The organism is Pelomonas lactea (assembly GCF_043555885.1).
GTDB classification, from domain to species: domain Bacteria; phylum Pseudomonadota; class Gammaproteobacteria; order Burkholderiales; family Burkholderiaceae_C; genus Pelomonas; species Pelomonas lactea.
The window spans coordinates 659,921-675,362 of the sequence record NZ_JBIGHX010000002.1 but is presented as its reverse complement, the minus strand read 5'-3'; the positions used below and the strand labels follow the sequence as shown (position 1 = coordinate 675,362).

At 68.4% G+C, this 15,442-nt stretch carries 15 protein-coding genes; all 15 read left to right on the top strand.

What is annotated here, in order from left to right; translation table 11 throughout:
- Positions 1 to 13 precede the first annotated feature (13 nt).
- The 15 genes from ACG04Q_RS07350 (at position 14) to asd (ending at position 15,344) form a co-directional block, all read left to right on the top strand.
- Complete coding sequence (locus tag ACG04Q_RS07350) at positions 14 to 1,546, top strand: acyl-CoA carboxylase subunit beta (protein WP_394510239.1); 1,533 nt, start codon at positions 14 to 16, stop codon at positions 1,544 to 1,546.
- A gap of 33 nt (positions 1,547 to 1,579) precedes the next feature.
- On the top strand, positions 1,580 to 1,816 hold the full coding sequence (locus ACG04Q_RS07345; RefSeq protein ID WP_394510238.1) for a hypothetical protein: 237 nt from the start codon (positions 1,580 to 1,582) through the stop codon (positions 1,814 to 1,816).
- Positions 1,813 to 2,103, top strand: a complete 291-nt coding sequence (locus ACG04Q_RS07340; protein WP_394510237.1) for a helix-hairpin-helix domain-containing protein — start codon at positions 1,813 to 1,815, stop codon at positions 2,101 to 2,103. Before ACG04Q_RS07345 ends, ACG04Q_RS07340 begins: the two co-directional genes overlap by 4 nt.
- An 11-nt stretch (positions 2,104 to 2,114) precedes the next feature.
- Complete coding sequence (locus tag ACG04Q_RS07335; protein ID WP_394510236.1) at positions 2,115 to 4,160, top strand: acetyl-CoA carboxylase biotin carboxylase subunit; 2,046 nt, start codon at positions 2,115 to 2,117, stop codon at positions 4,158 to 4,160.
- Positions 4,153 to 5,355, top strand: coding sequence for an FAD-dependent oxidoreductase (locus ACG04Q_RS07330; RefSeq protein WP_394510235.1), 1,203 nt, complete (start codon positions 4,153 to 4,155; stop codon positions 5,353 to 5,355). The genes ACG04Q_RS07335 and ACG04Q_RS07330 overlap by 8 nt, the downstream gene beginning before the upstream one ends.
- Before the next feature lie 8 nt (positions 5,356 to 5,363).
- Positions 5,364 to 5,834: a VOC family protein gene (locus tag ACG04Q_RS07325; RefSeq protein ID WP_394510234.1), complete on the top strand. Its 471-nt coding sequence runs from the start codon at positions 5,364 to 5,366 to the stop codon at positions 5,832 to 5,834.
- A 121-nt stretch (positions 5,835 to 5,955) separates the two neighbouring features.
- On the top strand, positions 5,956 to 6,627 hold the full coding sequence (locus ACG04Q_RS07320) for a hypothetical protein (RefSeq protein ID WP_394510233.1): 672 nt from the start codon (positions 5,956 to 5,958) through the stop codon (positions 6,625 to 6,627).
- Positions 6,624 to 7,685 (top strand): sensor histidine kinase, encoded by a 1,062-nt coding sequence (locus tag ACG04Q_RS07315; RefSeq protein ID WP_394510232.1) that lies wholly within the window; start codon positions 6,624 to 6,626, stop codon positions 7,683 to 7,685. The genes ACG04Q_RS07320 and ACG04Q_RS07315 overlap by 4 nt, the downstream gene beginning before the upstream one ends.
- Before the next feature lie 5 nt (positions 7,686 to 7,690).
- Positions 7,691 to 8,440, top strand: coding sequence for a LytR/AlgR family response regulator transcription factor (locus tag ACG04Q_RS07310; RefSeq protein WP_394510231.1), 750 nt, complete (start codon positions 7,691 to 7,693; stop codon positions 8,438 to 8,440).
- A 230-nt stretch (positions 8,441 to 8,670) separates the two neighbouring features.
- A complete protein-coding gene (locus tag ACG04Q_RS07305; RefSeq protein WP_394510230.1) occupies positions 8,671 to 10,011 on the top strand; it encodes a phospholipase C/P1 nuclease family protein in 1,341 nt (446 codons plus the stop codon).
- A gap of 80 nt (positions 10,012 to 10,091) precedes the next feature.
- Positions 10,092 to 10,985: a LysR family transcriptional regulator gene (locus ACG04Q_RS07300; RefSeq protein WP_394510229.1), complete on the top strand. Its 894-nt coding sequence runs from the start codon at positions 10,092 to 10,094 to the stop codon at positions 10,983 to 10,985.
- Entirely contained in the window at positions 10,982 to 12,394 is a 1,413-nt protein-coding gene (gene leuC, locus ACG04Q_RS07295) for a 3-isopropylmalate dehydratase large subunit (RefSeq protein WP_394510228.1), read from the top strand. The genes ACG04Q_RS07300 and leuC overlap by 4 nt, the downstream gene beginning before the upstream one ends.
- A gap of 1 nt (position 12,395) precedes the next feature.
- Positions 12,396 to 13,043 carry a 3-isopropylmalate dehydratase small subunit gene (leuD, locus tag ACG04Q_RS07290; RefSeq protein WP_394510227.1) on the top strand — a complete coding sequence of 216 codons (648 nt, stop codon included), beginning with the start codon at positions 12,396 to 12,398 and terminating at the stop codon, positions 13,041 to 13,043.
- Position 13,044: 1 nt separating this feature from the next.
- Complete coding sequence (gene leuB / locus ACG04Q_RS07285) at positions 13,045 to 14,139, top strand: 3-isopropylmalate dehydrogenase (RefSeq protein WP_394510226.1); 1,095 nt, start codon at positions 13,045 to 13,047, stop codon at positions 14,137 to 14,139.
- Between the two features lie 92 nt (positions 14,140 to 14,231).
- Positions 14,232 to 15,344 carry an aspartate-semialdehyde dehydrogenase gene (gene asd, locus ACG04Q_RS07280; protein ID WP_394510225.1) on the top strand — a complete coding sequence of 371 codons (1,113 nt, stop codon included), beginning with the start codon at positions 14,232 to 14,234 and terminating at the stop codon, positions 15,342 to 15,344.
- Positions 15,345 to 15,442 lie beyond the last annotated feature (98 nt).

Genomic DNA, 15,442 nt, shown 5'->3' with positions numbered 1-15,442 from the left:
AAGCGTCCACACCATGCAAGACATCCTGCAAGCCTTGGAAGCCAAGCGCGCGCTCGCGCGGCTGGGCGGTGGCGAGAAGCGCATTGCCGCCCAGCACGCCAAGGGCAAGCTCACCGCCCGCGAGCGGCTGGAACTGCTGTTCGACGAGGGCAGCTTCGAGGAATGGGACATGTTCGTCGAGCACCGCTGCGTGGACTTCGGCATGGCCGACAACAAGATCCCCGGCGACGGCGTCGTGACCGGCTACGGCATGATCAACGGCCGCCTGGCCTTCGCCTTCAGCCAGGACTTCACCGTCTTCGGCGGCGCCCTGAGTGAGTCCCATGCCGAGAAGATCTGCAAGGTGATGGACCAGGCGATGAAGGTCGGCGCACCGGTCATCGGCCTGAACGACTCGGGCGGCGCGCGCATCCAGGAAGGTGTCGCGTCGCTGGGTGGTTATGCCGACGTGTTCCAGAAGAACGTGCTGGCCTCGGGCGTCATCCCGCAGATCAGCATGATCATGGGGCCGTGCGCCGGCGGCGCGGTGTATTCGCCGGCCATGACGGACTTCATCTTCATGGTGAAGGACAGCAGCTACATGTTCGTCACCGGCCCCGAGGTCGTGAAGACTGTGACGCACGAGGAAGTGACGGCCGAGGAGCTGGGCGGCGCCACCACGCACAACAGCAAGAGCGGCGTGGCCGACCTGTCGTTCGAGAACGATGTCGAGGCGCTGCTGATGCTGCGCCGTTTCTTCAACTACCTGCCGCTGTCCAACCGCGAGAAGGCGCCCGTGCGCCCCAGCGGCGACCCGGCCGCGCGCCTCGACTACTCGCTCGATACGCTGGTGCCCGAGAACCCGAACAAGCCCTACGACATCAAGGAGCTGATCCTGAAGGTCGTGGACGACGGCGACTTCTTCGAGCTGCAGCCCGATTACGCCAAGAACATCGTCACCGGCTTTGCGCGCATGGAAGGTCAGACGGTGGGCATCGTCGCCAACCAGCCGCTGGTGCTGGCCGGCTGCCTGGACATCAAGAGCAGCATCAAGGCCGCGCGCTTCGTGCGCTTCTGCGATGCCTTCCACATCCCCGTCCTCACCTTCGTCGATGTGCCCGGCTTCATGCCCGGCACCTCGCAGGAGTACGGCGGCATCATCAAGCACGGTGCCAAGCTGCTCTATGCCTACGCGGAGGCGACGGTGCCCAAGATCACCGTCATCACGCGCAAGGCCTATGGCGGCGCGTACGACGTGATGGCCTCCAAGCACCTGCGCGGCGACGTGAACTTCGCCTGGCCCAACGCCGAGATCGCCGTGATGGGGGCCAAGGGCGCGGTGGAGATCATCTTCCGCGAGGACAAGAAGGACCCCGCCAAGTTGGCCGAGCGCGAGGCGGAATACAAGGCCCGCTTCGCCAACCCCTTCGTCGCCGGCGCGCGTGGCTTCATCGACGACGTCATCCAGCCGCACGAGACGCGCAAGCGCATCTGCCGCAGCCTGGCGATGCTGAAGGACAAGAAGCTGGAGAACCCGTGGCGCAAGCACGGGAACATCCCGCTCTGATCGGAGGGCACCGTGGGTGCGGAAAGAGAAGCATTGAAAGCGTGGGTCGTTGAAGCGCTTGCACGGAACGGTGGAGAAGCGCACCTGCTTGTTGTAGCGCGCGACATCTGGGCGCATCACGAGCAGGAATTGCGTGGCGCTGGTGACCTGTTCTTCTCCTGGCAGTACGACATGCGATGGGCCTGCACGGCACTGCGTGAGAAGGGCATTGTTTTGCCAGCCAACAAGTCGGGAATTTGGACTCTCGCCGATCGTGGGTCTGCGCCATGAGGAAGGCAACCTGCGCCGCCGAGGCGAAGCAACTGACGGACATCCCGAACATCGGCAAGGCGATGGAGGCGGACCTGATCGGGTTGGGCATCACGACACCGGCTGACGTGAAGCGCATGGACCCGTTCCAGGCCTACGACACGCTGCGTGACCCGATGGGCGAGCGCCACGACCCCTGTGTGCTCGACACCTTCATGGCCGCGCACGACTTCATGAACGGCGGGCCCGCCCAGCCGTGGTGGCACTTCACCGAGCAGCGCAAGAAGCTGCTGGGCCAGACGAAATAACGAGGTACTCCATGTTCACCAAGATTCTCATTGCGAACCGTGGCGAGATCGCTTGCCGGGTGATTGCAACGGCCCGCAAGATGGGCATCGCCACCGTCGCCGTCTACTCCGAAGCCGACAAGGACGCCCGCCACGTCGACCTGGCCGACGAGGCCGTGCTGCTGGGCCCGGCGCCGTCGCGCGAGAGCTACCTGGTCGCCGACAAGATCATTGCCGCGTGCAAGCAGACCGGCGCGCAGGCCGTGCATCCCGGCTATGGCTTCCTGTCGGAGAACGAGGACTTCGCCCGCCGCTGCGAGGAAGAGGGCATCGTCTTCATCGGCCCCAAGCACTACAGCATCGCGGCCATGGGCGACAAGATCGCGTCCAAGAAGCTCGCGAATGAGGCCCGGGTCAGCACCATCCCCGGCCACAACGAGCCCATCCTGTCGCCGGAAGAGGCCGTCGAGATCGCCAAGCGCATCGGCTACCCGGTCATGATCAAGGCCAGTGCCGGCGGCGGCGGCAAGGGTCTGCGCGTGGCCTTCAACGACAAGGAGTGCTTCGAGGGCTTCACGTCCTGCCGCAACGAGGCGCGCAACAGCTTCGGCGACGACCGCGTCTTCATGGAGAAGTTCGTCGAGCAGCCGCGGCACATCGAGATCCAGGTGCTGGGCGACAGCCAGGGCAACGTCGTCTATCTGCACGAGCGCGAGTGCTCCATCCAGCGCCGCCACCAGAAGGTCATCGAGGAGGCACCGTCGCCCTTCATCAGCGACGCGACGCGCAAGGCGATGGGCGAGCAGGCCGTGGCGCTGGCCAAGGCCGTCAAGTACCAGAGTGCCGGCACGGTGGAATTCGTCGTCGGCAAGGACCAGGACTTCTACTTCCTGGAGATGAACACCCGCCTGCAGGTGGAGCACCCGGTCACCGAGTGCATCACCGGGCTGGACCTGGTGGAGCAGATGATCCGCGTCGCGGCCGGCGAGGCGCTCACGTTCACGCAGGCCGACATCAGAAAAGACGGCTGGGCCATCGAGTGCCGCATCAACGCGGAAGACCCCTTCCGCAACTTCCTGCCCTCCACCGGCCGCCTGGTGCGCTACCAGCCGCCCGAGGCCACGATGGTGCAGGCCGAGCCGCAGCGCTTCGGCGTGCGCGTGGACACCGGCGTCTACGAGGGCGGCGAGATCCCGATGTTCTACGACTCGATGATCGCCAAGCTCATCGTGCACGGAAAGGACCGTCACGAGGCCATCGCCAAGATGCGCGAGGCGCTGAACGGCTTCGTCATCCGCGGTGTGTCCAGCAACATCCCGTTCCAGGCCGCGCTGCTGGCGCACCCCGATTTCGGCACCGGCAACTTCAACACCGGTTTCATCGCCAAGCACTACGCCGATGGCTTCAAGGCCGAGGACGTGCCGCATGACGACCCGCTGTTCCTCGTCGCGCTGGCCGGCTTCATCCGCCGCAAGGCGCGCGAACGCGAGGCCGGCATCAGCGGCCAGCTGCCGGGGCATGAGGTGCAGATCGAGCATGACTACGTGGCGGTCGTGAACCTCGGCGGCGGCCGTACGGAGCAGCACGCGATGCACATCAGCGAGTTCGCCGGCGCGTTGGGCGAGGCGCTGGTGAAGGTGGGCGGCAAGGACTACCGCCTCGTCAGCCGCTCGCGCCTGAACGACGTGCGCATCACTGGCACCGTCAACGGCCAGCCGTTCACGGCCCAGGCCGAGCGCGGCACGGCGAAGAACCCGCTGGCCTACCGCATCCAGCACGGCGGCCGTTCGATGGAGCTGACCGTGCTGAGCCCGCGCGCGGCCGAACTGCAGGCGCTGATGCCCTACAAGGCACCGCCCGACACCTCCAAGCTGCTGCTGTCGCCCATGCCCGGGCTGCTGGTGCACCTGGCCGCGCAGGTGGGCCAGACCGTGCAGGCCGGCGAGCGGCTGGCCGTCATCGAGGCGATGAAGATGGAGAACATCCTGACCGCCCAGCAGGACGTGACGGTGGCCGAGGTGCTGGCCAAGCCGGGTGAGTCGTTGTCCGTCGACCAGCCCATCCTGCGCTTTGCCTGAGGCCGGCGTCGCCATCGTCGGCGCCGGTGTGGCCGGCGCCGCGGCCGCGGTGCGCCTGGCCGAGCGCGGCATTGCCGTCACGCTGTACGAGGCCGTGCCGGAACCCAGGCCCATCGGCGCCGGCCTGCTGCTGCAGCCGACCGGCCAGCGTGTGCTGGCGGCCATGGGCCTGCTGGACGACGCGCTGGCGCTGGGCACGCGCGTGGACCGGCTGTTCGGCGACACGCCCACCGGCCGCACGGTGCTGGACATGAGCTACCGCCGCTTCCACCCCGAGGCCTACGGGCTGGGTCTGCAGCGCGGCGCGCTGATGGGGCTGCTGTGGCGGCGCGTGCGCGAGCTGGGCATCCCCTGGCAATGCGGCGCCGCCGTCGAGGGCTTCGCGCAGGACGCCGGCGGCGTCACGCTGCGCCTGGCCGGTGGCGCGACGGCCCGGCATGCCGCGCTGATCCTTGCCAACGGCAGCTTCTCGTGGCTGCGGGAAGGCATGAAGGTGCGGCAGAGCGGCCGGCTTTTCCCCTGGGGTGCCGTGTGGACCGTGCTGCCAGCGCCTGCGGGCTTCCCACAGATCGAGCTGCGCCAGCGCTTCCGCTCGGCGTCGCAGATGCTGGGCTTGATGCCCGTCGGCAAGGCCGCGTCGGACGACACGGCGCGCGGCATCAACCTGTTCTGGAGCCTGCCCGTCGCCGAGCTGGACGGCTGGCAGCAGCGCATCGGCCTGGCGGCGCTCAAGCAGCGCATGGCCGATCTTTTCCCCGACGTCGTGCCGCTGATCGCCGGCCTGACCGAAGCGGGCCAGCTCCGCGAGGCGCGCTATGCCGACGTCCACATGGCCCGCTGGCACGACGGCCGCGTGCTCGCCATCGGCGACTGCGCGCACGGCATGAGCCCGCAGCTGGGGCAGGGCGCCAACATGGCGCTCATCGACGCGCACGAACTCGCCGCCGAGCTGGGCAGCGGCGACTGGCCGCAGGTCTTCGAGCGCTACACGCGCCGCCGCCGCGCCCACCTGCGCTTCTACGGCCAGGCCAGCCGCGGCCTCACGCCGATGTTCCAGTCGCACGCCGTCGTCGCGCCATGGCTGCGCGACCGCTTCTTCGGCTGGGGCGGCCGGCTGCCCTACCTTCATCAACAATCCATCGCCACGCTGTCCGGCGTCAAGACCGGCTGGCTGTGGGGACGGCTCAAACTCTGAACGACGCCATGACCACTGCCTCGCGCCCCTTCAAGATCCTCGGCCTGCAACAGATCGCCATCGGCGGCCTCGACAAGGCCAGGCTGCGCCACCTGTGGGTGGACCTGCTGGGCGTGCCGGTGACCGGCAACTTCACCAGCGAGCGCGAGAACGTCGACGAGGACATCTGCACGCTGGGGCAGGGCGCCCACGCGGTGGAGGTGGACCTGATGCAGCCGCTGGACCCGGAGAAGAAGCCCGCCGTGCACGCCACGCCGCTGAACCACATCGGCCTGTGGGTGGACGACCTGCCCGTGGCCGTGCAGTGGCTGGAGTCGCAGGGCCTGCGCTTCGCCCCCGGCGGCATCCGCCGCGGCGCCGCGGGGCACGACATCTGCTTTGTCCACCCCAAGGGCAACGAGCAGTTCCCGTTCGGCGGCGAGGGCGTGCTGATCGAGCTGGTGCAGGCGCCGGCCGAGGTGGTGAAGGCGCTGGGCTGACGCCGCGGCCGTCGCGCGCCGGGCTGGCTCGTCGCGCGGGGCGCTGGCTCGTCGCCCGAGGCCCAGGGCCGCGGCATGGCGCCGCACAGTGGCGGCGTCATCCACTTCTTCGAGAGCAACCATGGACTGGAAAATCTTCGCCGCGGCACCGCTGGCCGCAGCCTTGCTGGTGGCCAGCGCGGCGCCGCTGTCGCCGCTGAACGGCTGGTCGAGCGGCTCGACCGGCAAGACCTCCAAGGCCTATGCGATGGGCATCGACAGCAGCGTGCAGTTCCAGGGCCAGCGCAGCGTGTCGGTGCAGTCGCAGGAGGGGCTGATCAACGCGGACTCCTACGGCGCCGTCATCCAGAACGCCTTCGGCTACCAGGGGCGGCGGGTGCGCTTCAGCGGCTGGATGCGCAGCGCGGATGTCAAGCAATGGGCCGGCGCGTTCGTGCGCGTTGACGCCGACGGCACCGAGCGCTTCTTCGGCTCCAGCCGCTCCGACCTGAAGACCGAAGACCTGCCCTTCGGTGCCGGCAGCGCTACCGCCCAGGACCGCTGGACCGAGGTCAGCATCGTCGTCGACGTGCCCAATACACCGGCGGCGATGGCGTCGGTGGGCGCGGTGGTCGTCGGCGAGGGCAAGGTGTGGCTGAGTGCGATGCGCTTCGAGGAGGTGGGCCCCGAGGTGCCGCTGACCACCACGCGCATCGGCATGCCGCTGCCCACCGCCGCGCAGCGCGAGGCCGAGGCCCGGCGACTGGCGGAAAAGGCCACCCGCCGCGTCCCGCCCAACCTCAGCCTCGAATGAGCGCAGCGGCCGCCGACCTGCTGCGGGACTACCGCCCGCGCCGCACGCAGCTGCTGCCGGTCCTCGCGTTCTGGCTCGGCTGGGGGCTGCTGCGCTGGCAGCTGGGCCCCGGTGTTGCGCAGCGCGTGCTGGGTGTCGCGGCGCAGTTCTGGCTGGCCTACACGCTGGCGTGGTGGGCGCTGAGCGCGGCGCGCGGCCGCGGGTCGCTCTGGCTCACGGCGGCGCTGCCGGCGGCCGCACTGGGCGCGCTGCTGGGGCTGCCGTTGACGGCCGATTTCTCCTGGCAGCGGCTCACGGTGGGCGCGGCGCTCGCGGCGCAACTGCTGCCGGCCATCAGCCTGGCGCTGGTGCTGCACCTGCTGCCGCTGGCCGCCCGCTGGCGGGAGCAGCGCAGGCATGCGGCCGAGGCCGCGCGGCTGCGGCAGGCCGCCACCGTGGCCGACCTGTCCCGCCAGGTCACGCTGGCCGAGCTGAAGACGCTGCAGGCGCAGGTGGAGCCGCATTTCCTCTACAACACGCTGGCCGGCATCCAGTACCTGGTGCGGCACAACGCCGCGCTGGCCGACCGCATGCTGGGCCGGCTGCACGACTACCTGCGGCTGGCGCTGCCGGCGATGCGCGAGCCCATGTCGACGCTGGCGAAAGAGTTCGCGCTGGCCGATGCCTACCTTGCGCTAATGCAGATGCGGCTGGGCGACCGGCTGCGCGTCACGCTGGACCTGCCCGAGCCGCTGGCCTGCCGGCCATTCCCCCCGCTGATGCTGGGCAGCCTCGTCGAGAACGCGATCCAGCACGGCATCGAACCCAAGCCCGACGGCGGCGAGCTGCGCGTCGCGGCACGCGTGCAGGACGGCGGGCTGGTGCTGGAGGTCAGCGACACGGGCATCGGCCTGCAGGCCGCCGCGGCCGGCCACACCGGCGGCACCGGCCTGGGGTTGAGCAGCCTGCGCGAGCGCCTGCTGCTGCTCTACGGCCAGGCCGCCCGCCTGGACGTGACGGCCCAGCCCCAAGGTGGCGTCAGTGCCGTCATCTGGGTGCCACAACTCCCAAACCGCTGACCGCCATGCCTACCGCCGTGCTGATCGAAGACGAAGCCCTGCCGCGCGCCGACTTGCGCGAGCAACTGGGCCGCCTCTGGCCCGAGCTGGACATCGTCGGCGAGGCCGAGGACGGGCTGCAGGGGCTGGCGCTCGTCAACGCGCGCCGGCCCGACATCGCCTTCGTCGACATCCGCCTGCCCGGCATGAGCGGCATCGAGCTGGCCCAAGCCATCGGCCGGCAGGTGCACCTGGTCTTCGTGACGGCGCTGGACGAGCATGCGCTGAAGGCCTTCGAGCAGGGCGCGGTCGACTACCTGCTCAAGCCGCTGCAGCCCGCCCGGCTGGCACAGACGGTGCAGCGGCTGCAGCAGCGGCTGGTGCTGGCGCCGCCGGACCTCAGCGGGTTGCTGCGCTCGCTGCAGGCCGGCGCCACGGCCGGGCCGGCGCAGCCGCTGCGTTGGCTGCAGGTGGGGCAGGGCGAGCAGTTGCGGCTCATCACCGTGGGCGACGTGCTGTACTTCCGCGCCGAGACCAAGTACACGCAGGTCGTCACGGCCACGGGCAGTTGGTGGGTGCGGCTGTCGCTGAAGGACCTCGGCGCGCAGCTTGATGGCGATCAGTTCTGGCAGGTGCACCGCAATGCCATCGTGAACCTGGCGCACATCGACTGGGTGGAACGCAATGCCCTCGGGCACATGAGCATCCACCTGAAGCATCATGCGCAGACGCTCAGCGTCAGCCAGAGCTTTCAGGCGCGTTTCCGGCAGATGTAGCGGACGCGTTCCGCCATTGGCGAAGCGGGCCTTGCGCGATGGCGTCTTGGCGGCGCGGCGCACTGCCCCTAACCTGCGCGCAGCAAAACTTGCGCGTGCCGCGCTGGGCTCACCGGCCCGTGGCACACCGGGAGGCGGGGCAGCCACAAGCGGCTTCGTGGATTCGGTCGCAAGGCTTTGCTCGGCCGCCGGGGCCAGAATGCGCGACTTCGCCGTTCCGACGCCGCCCGATGCGCCATTTCCTCTTCATGCTGGCCCTGCTGCCCACGCTGGCGAAGGCCTGGGGCAACCACAGCCCCATGTGCTATCGCGCCTTTGAGCGCATGCCCGAGGTCGCCAACGCTGCGGCCGTGAGGGCCGAACCCCTGATCGATTTCCTACGTGACCAGGACGCCGCGATCGCCCGCGAGCTGGACGCTCAGGAAGCCTGGGCGCGCGCGCACCTGAAGGGCCATGCGCCGCGCCCCGACGCGCTGCGCTACACGCCCGACGCGGCCCGCAGCGACGCCGACCGCCGCGCCGCCTTCCTGCGCGCGCTGCGGCTGTCGCCGCAGGCCCGGCTGGCGCTGTATCTGCAGGTCGACCCGCGCGACCCCGACACCGCGCGCCCCGCCGCCGAAACCTCCCAGGTCAGCGCTGTGCCCAACAGCAAGGGTGCCACGCAGCGCTTCGTCGCGCTGCAGCCGGGCGAGGCCGTCGCGCCGCTGGCCGTGCTGGCCTCGGCCTGCGACGAGCCCGACTACGGCCACGACCTGAACCTGTTCGACGACAACCCCGGTGCGCCCGCCAGTCCGTCCTACGGCTTCGGCAAGCAGCCGTTCGGCAACCCGGCCGTGGCCATCGGCTCGCAGGCGCCGTTCCACATGGGCTTCTTCCACCAGGGCGCCATCTTCAACACGCTGGCGCCCAGCTTCGCGCGCACCTTCACCGAGCTGCGTGTGCAGCAGTACGGCGGCCTGGCTGTGCTGGCCTGGAAGACCGGCCACCCGTACTGGGGCTGGCGCTTTGCCGGCCTGGCACTGCATCACGTCGAGGATCTGACGCAGCCCTACCACGCCAGCGCAGCACCGGGCGCGAGCCTGGGCCACATGATGTGGGTCAACCTCAAGGCCCAGCTCGGCGCGCCGGCCGACCGGCAGGGGCTGGTCGTGCTGCAGGGCAACCGGCATTTCGTGCTGGAGCGCTTCCAGACCAACTGGATCATGGACGCCGCCCGCCAGCGGCGCGACGGCCCGCTGGAGCTGGCGCTGCGCGACCAGGCGCTGGACAAGCGCTATCCACCGTGGAGCCCGGCCTATGTGCGCGACGTCGTGGCCGCCGAGGCCTTTGCGGCCGGCCCGGCGACGGACGCGGCCGTCGTCGTCGGCGCGCCGGCGAAATTCGTCACTGACCCCAATTTCGATTTCGCGGCCAACGAGGCCCAGCTCGGCTCGGAGCTTGCCCGCGACATGCAAGGCCAGCGCGACGCGCTGCAGGCGCGCATCGCCGAGTTGCTGGGCCATTTTGGTGCGCATAGCCGCAATGCGCTGCGCGGGCTGTTGACGCAGGTGGACAGCCAGAAGACACGCTGAAGTTCGTCTTTGGCGAAATCATTGTCGTTTTTTGGCGCAGAATTGCCTTCCTCGCGAAGGCTATGCTGGAGTCAAACGATATGCGCCACGACCTCACCACCCTCAACCTCGTGCTGGCCATCGAGCAGACGCGCTCGATCACGCGCGGCGCCGCCCAGGAGCACCTGGCGCTGGCCGCGGCCAGCAAGCGCCTGTCCGACCTGGAAAGCCGCCTCGGCGTGCAGCTGTTCGAGCGGCGTGCCCGGGGTGTCGAGCCGACCGAGGCCGGCCGTGCGCTGGTGCGCCACATCCGCTCACTGCATGCGTCGCTCTACGCCCTCGAAACCGAGGTCATGGAGTTCTCGCGCGGCATCAAGGGCCATCTGCGCATCGCATCCAACACCAGCGCCATCGCCGAGTGCCTGCCGCCGTACCTGGTGGAGTTCTCGCAGGCCCATGCGCAGATACGCATCAGCCTGGAAGACCTGACCAGCGCCGAGGTGCAGGCCGCCGTCGCCGAGGGGCGCGCGGATGTCGGCATCTTCACGGCGCCCGTGCTGGACAACCGCGTGCAGACCTGGGTGTTCGCCCGCGGCCGCCTGGCGGCGCTGGTGCCGCTGAAGCATCCGCTGGCGCACCGCGAGACCGTCAGCTTCGACGACCTGCTGGCCTACGACCTCATCGGCCTGCATGCAGGCGCCAGCGCGCAGGAGCTGATGCGCGAACAGGCGGCTGCCCGCGGTCAGACGCTGAATGCGCGCCTGCAGGTGCGCGGCTTCGACGGCATTGCCCAGCTGGTGGAGTCCGGCCTGGGCGTCGCCGTGCTGCCCGAGCAACCCGCCGAGCGCTTCACGCGAGTGTTCGGCGTGCGCGCGCTGCGACTTGAAGAGTCGTGGGCCGAGCGCGACTATTACCTGGGTGTGCTGCGCCAACAGCGCTTGCCCACCGTGGTGCAACGCTTCGTGGACACCCTTATCCCCCGAGAGAAGCAATGACCTCCCGTACCCTTTACGACAAGCTCTGGGACGAGCATGTCGTGCACTCCGAACCGGATGGCACGGCACTGCTCTACATCGACCGCCACCTCGTTCACGAGGTGACCAGCCCGCAGGCCTTCGAAGGCCTGGACCTGGCCGGCCGCAAGGTCTGGCGCCTCTCCGCCAACCTCGCCGTCAGCGATCACAACGTGCCGACGACGGACCGCAGCGAAGGCATCGCCGACCCGGTCTCCAGGCTGCAGGTCGACACGCTGGACGCCAACTGCGACCGCTTCGGCATCACGCAGTTCAAGATGAGCGACAAGCGCCAGGGCATCGTGCACGTCATCGGCCCGGAGCAGGGCGCCACGCTGCCCGGCATGACCGTCGTCTGCGGCGACAGCCACACGTCCACGCACGGCGCCTTCGGCGCGCTGGCGCATGGCATCGGCACCAGCGAGGTGGAGCATGTGCTGGCCACGCAGACGCTGTCGGCCAAGAAGGCCAAGAACCTGCTCGTCAAGGTCGAGGGGCAGTGCGCCAAGGGCGTCGGCGCCAAGGACATCGTGCTGGCCATCATCGGCAAGATCGGCACCGCCGGCGGCACGGGCTACACCATCGAGTTCGCCGGCTCGGCCATCCGCGCGCTGAGCATGGAAGGCCGCATGACGGTCTGCAACATGGCCATCGAAGCCGGCGCCCGTGCCGGCCTCATCGCTGTGGACGACACGACGATCAACTACGTCAAGGGTCGCCCGTTCTCGCCGACCGGCGTGGAATGGGACCAGGCCGTCGCTTACTGGCGCACGCTGCATTCCGACCCCGGCGCGCACTTCGACAAGATCGTCGAGCTGGACGCCGCGCAGATCCGCCCGCAGGTCAGCTGGGGCACGTCGCCCGAGATGGTGCTGGCCGTGGACGAGCGCGTGCCCGACCCCGACAAGGAAAAGGACGCCGTCAAGCGCGGCGCCATCGAGCGCGCGCTGACCTACATGGCGCTGGAACCGAACAAGGCCATCAGCGACATCCATGTCGACAAGGTCTTCATCGGCTCCTGCACCAACAGCCGCATCGAAGACATGCGCGAGGCCGCGGCCGTCGTGAAGCGCGTCGGTGGCCGCCTGGCCAAGAACATCAAGCTGGCGCTGGTCGTGCCGGGCTCGGGCCTCGTCAAGGCGCAGGCCGAAGCCGAAGGGCTGGACCAGGTCTTCAAGGGCGCCGGCTTCGAGTGGCGCGAGCCGGGCTGCTCGATGTGCCTGGCCATGAACGCCGACCGGCTGGAGCCGGGCGAGCGCTGCGCCTCGACGAGCAATCGCAACTTCGAAGGCCGCCAGGGCGCCGGTGGGCGCACCCACCTCGTCAGCCCGGCGATGGCGGCTGCCGCGGCCATGACCGGCCATTTCGTCGACGTTCGAACGCTCGCCTGACATGGACAAGTTCACTTTGCACACGGGCCTCGTAGCCCCGATGGACCGCGAGAACGTCGACACCGACGCGATCATCCCCAAGCAGTTCCTGAAGTCGATCAAGCGCACGGGCTTCGGCCCCAACCTGTTCGACGAATGGCGCTACCTGGACCACGGCGAGCCGGGTCAAGACCCGGGCAGCCGCAAGCCCAACCCCGACTTCGTGCTGAACCAGCCACGCTATGCCGGTGCCAGCGTGCTGATCGCCCGCCAGAACTTCGGCTGCGGCTCCAGCCGCGAGCACGCGCCGTGGGCGCTGCAGCAGTACGGCTTCCGCGCCATCCTGGCGCCCAGCTTCGCCGACATCTTCTTCAACAACTGCTTCAAGAACGGGCTGCTGCCCATCGTCCTGCCGGAGGGGGCCATCGCTCGCCTGTTCGACGAGGTGGCAGCCTTCCCCGGCTACCAGCTCACCGTCGACCTGCCGCGCCAGGTCGTCGTCAAGCCCGACGGCAGCGAGCTGCCCTTCGACATCGAGCCCTTCCGCAAGGAATGCCTGATCGGCGGCCTCGACGAGATCGGCCTGACGCTGCAGCACACCGACAAGATCCGCGCCTACGAAGCCCAGCGCATCGCCAGCAAGCCCTGGCTGGCCAACCGAGTGATTTGAGATGAAGAAGATTGCAGTACTGCCGGGTGACGGCATCGGCCCCGAGATCGTCGCCGAAGCTGTCAAGGTCCTGAACGCGCTCGACCTGCCGTTGCAGCTCGACTGGGCCGACGTCGGCGGCAAGGCCTACGAAACCAGCGGCCACCCGCTGCCACCCGCCACGCTGAAGCTGGCGCAGGAAGCCGACGCGGTGTTGTTCGGTGCCGTGGGCGATTGGAAGTACGACAAGCTGGAGCGTTCGCTGCGGCCTGAACAGGCCATTCTCGGGTTGCGCAAGGCGCTGGGCCTGTTTGCAAATTTTCGGCCGGCCATCTGCTACGAGCAGCTCACACATGCCTCGTCGCTGAAGCCTGAGCTTGTTGCTGGCCTGGACATCCTCTTGATCCGTGAACTCACGGGCGACATCTACTTCGGCCAGCCGCGCGGCCGCCGCACGGCCGTGGACGGCCACTTCCCCGGCGCCGACGAAGCCTTCGACACGATGCGCTACTCGCGCCCCGAGATCGAGCGCATCGCGCACGTCGCCTTCCAGGCTGCCCAGAAGCGCAACAAGCGCCTGACCAGCGTCGACAAGGCGAACGTGCTGGAGACCTCGCAGTTCTGGAAGGACATCGTCATCGAGGTGCACAAGAGCTACCCCGACGTCGAGCTGGACCACATGTACGTGGACAACGCCGCGATGCAGCTCGTCAAGGCGCCGAAGAAGTTCGACGTCGTCGTGACCGGCAACATGTTCGGCGACATCCTGTCCGACGAGGCCGCGATGCTGACCGGCTCCATCGGCATGCTGCCGTCCGCCTCGTTGGACGCCAACAACAAGGGCCTCTACGAGCCCAGCCACGGCAGCGCGCCGGACATCGCGGGCAAGGGGATTGCCAATCCGCTCGCTACAATCCTGTCCGCTGCCATGATGCTCAAGTTCTCCCTCAGCCTGCCCGACGCCGCTGCTCGTATCGAAGCCGCGGTGGAATCGGTGCTGGCCCAGGGCTTGCGCACGGCCGACATCTGGAGTGAAGGCACCTCGAAGGTCACGACCATCGAGATGGGCGACGCTGTCGTCAAAGCCATCACGACCACCAAAACCATTAAGAGCTGAAGCTCCGTCTCGTCTCGCCCCACCAAACCCGGCGAACGAGCCGGGGCCCAAAGTGGATGGGGTTTGGTGACTGACAGACAAAGGATTTGATGATGACGACCTTGGTAGGCCTCGTAGGCTGGCGCGGCATGGTGGGCTCGGTCCTGATGGACCGCATGACCGCCGAGCGGGATTTCGACCTGATCGAGCCGCTGTTCTTTTCGACGTCCAACGCCGGTGGCAACGCCCCTGCGCAGGCGAAGAACGAGACGAAGCTGCAAAACGCCTTCGACATTGAGCAGCTCAAGCGCTGCGACATCATCATCACTGCCCAGGGCGGCGACTACACCAACGAAGTCTTCCCCAAGCTGCGCGCCGCGGGCTGGACGGGCCACTGGATCGACGCGGCGTCGTCGCTGCGCATGAACGATGACGCCGTCATCGTGCTGGATCCGGTCAACATGCCGGTCATCAAGCAGGCGTTGGCCGCCGGTGGCAAGAACTGGGTCGGCGGCAACTGCACCGTCAGCTGCATGTTGATGGGCGTCGGCGCGCTGTACAAGGCTGGCCTCGTCGAGTGGATGTCGACGCAGACCTACCAAGCCGCATCGGGCGGCGGCGCCCAGCACATGCGCGAACTGTTGACACAGTACGGCACGCTGAATGCTGCCGTGAAGCCGCTGCTGGACGACCCCAAGAGCGCCATCCTCGAGATCGACCGCCAGGTCATCGCCAAGCAGCGTTCGCTGAGCGCTGACGAGACCGCCAATTTCGGCGTGCCGCTGGGCGGCTCGCTGATCCCGTGGATCGACAAGGACCTGGGCAACGGCCAATCCAAGGAAGAGTGGAAGGGCATGGCCGAGACCAACAAGATCCTCGGTTCCAACGGCATTCCCGTCGACGGCTTTTGTGTGCGTGTCGGCGCCATGCGCTGCCACAGCCAGGCGTTGACCTTCAAGCTGAAGAAGGATGTGCCGCTGGCCGACATCGAGGCCATGATCCGCGCCGACAACGAGTGGGTGCAGTACGTGCCCAACACGCGCGAGGACACGCTCAAGCACCTGACGCCCGTGGCCGTCACCGGCACGATGACCATCCCCGTCGGTCGCGTGCGCAAGCTGGCGATGGGCCCGGAGTATGTCGGTGCCTTCACGATCGGCGATCAGTTGCTGTGGGGGGCGGCCGAGCCGCTGCGCCGCATGCTGCGCATCCTGCTGGATCGCTGAAACACAAAACGGGCCGCGAGGCCCGTTTTTGCTTACGGTCTTTTACGCTTGGACCTAGGGTTCACCCGGGCGTCGATATTGAAACCAAGCGACACATC